We start from the raw sequence: 1,643 nt of genomic DNA, 5'->3' as shown, positions 1-1,643 counted from the left end.
GATGTAGGGCTTGAGCAGGCTTTCACGCTCGCTGGCGGACAGCGAATCGGCGCCCTTGAGCTGGATGTCCTTGATCGGGAAGCAGCGGCTGTCGGTCGGGGCCGTGGGCGCCACCGGTGCAGCGCTCTTGCCGGGCAGCTCCTTGAGTTCCTCGAGACGGCGCTGCTGCTCTTGCAGCAGGCGGTCCTGTCGGTCGCGGATCAGGTCCTGGTCACCGGGATTGTTCAGCGGGGCGGCCATGGCCGGGTTCAACACAGTGACAAGGCACAGGGCTGCGAGGGCGACGGACAGACCTGCGCCGAGGGCAAAAAACTGCATCTTCGGTCCTTCGAGACGAGGTACTGTCGGAGATAAAAGACTAATGTTATTTTGCCATCACCGCGGAGTCAATGAAGCGTCATCCGGAAAAATTAAAGTTTCTCGGTACCGTTCACGCGGTGGATTCCGCTCACTCAAGTATTCCTTTGCAATCAGATAGTTCTGAAAAAAACACTATTCATTATTCTTGTACACAAAAATCTAGCGAGCGGTATCGCGTCTTGCGCCGCAAAAGGACTGCAAGGTAGCCCCAGAGTCTGGGCTCCAACGCAGAAATCGCCAGGGCCGCTGGCCGCTAATGGCAGCCAGTGCTTGTACGGTCACGGAATGAAATGGTGAGGATTGATAGTGAATCGCTCTGGACTTTTCGTCTGGACCTCACTGATCACCTTGAAGGGAGTGCGCCATCGCAAGGCATTAAGAAGGTGTCTGTCGGAGTTGTAGGCCATTACGAAGACCAGCGCATGCGCTTTCAGCGTAGCGAAGTCGGGATAGTGCAAGGTACTAATCGTGGCGTCTTTGATCGTCCGGTTCATACGCTCGACCTAGCTATTGCCCCAAGAGTGGCAGGCTTTGGTCAGTCGATGTTTGATGCCATCCTCGTGGCAGACGCGATCAAAAATGTGTCCACCGAACCTATTAGTCGCACCAGTGCGATACTGGAACTGCTCAGTGAACGCCACACCGTTATCAGTCAGGACGGTTTGGATCTTGTATGGAAACGCCTGCGGATTAGCAGTCGTCTGCTCACTCCACATGTAATTAATACGTGAAAAAGTTAAATTAGGTAAAAAACCGATTTATGGAGGGTAAATTACATATAACTGTTATTAAGACTCCGTAACTGATGAGTTATTGGCAATGAAAACTATGGGAATAGCCGAAGTCGAGACCGTCATCGATATCAGATGTGATGTATGCAGTGCTTCCACGAAAGTGGGGGCGGGCTTCAGTTTGGAACGTTAGAGGCGCGCTGGGGCTACGGGAGTGTCCACGACGGAAGGCGTTATGAGTTACATCTTTGCGAAGGTTGTTTTTTCCAGCCTGTGGCCTACCTCAAACAGGAAGGGCGAACTCAACATATGTTCAGTACAGATGCCCCAGAACTGCCCGATGATTTTGGTCTCGTGGTGAAGGATGATTACTTTGCCGACTCTAGCCGCTGAGGTAGAAAATGAAAGGGCGCCGAAAAATCAAAACAGACAAGTGGCTGATTCAGGAGCGGATTATCAAGGACGCTCGAGAAAAGCTGGCTTCTCGAGCGGGTGTAATCGGGCGCTATCTAGAAATTGCTGCACATTCCACTGAATCGCCCCGGATTCTCT

Annotated in this window: 2 pseudogenes; both read right to left on the bottom strand. The window is 52.3% G+C overall.

The features are described from left to right. Positions 1–318, bottom strand: a pseudogene (locus U873_RS0133105) (ShlB/FhaC/HecB family hemolysin secretion/activation protein); the annotation flags it as partial. A 320-nt stretch (positions 319–638) separates the two neighbouring features. Continuing rightward, positions 639–1,040, bottom strand: a pseudogene (locus U873_RS37335) (integrase core domain-containing protein); the annotation flags it as partial. Positions 1,041–1,643: the final 603 nt, after the last annotated feature.

The organism is Pseudomonas sp. PH1b (assembly GCF_000633395.1).
Taxonomy (GTDB): Bacteria; Pseudomonadota; Gammaproteobacteria; order Pseudomonadales; family Pseudomonadaceae; genus Aquipseudomonas.
The sequence above is the reverse complement of the archived record's forward strand: the minus strand, read 5'-3'. Positions and strand labels throughout refer to the sequence as shown.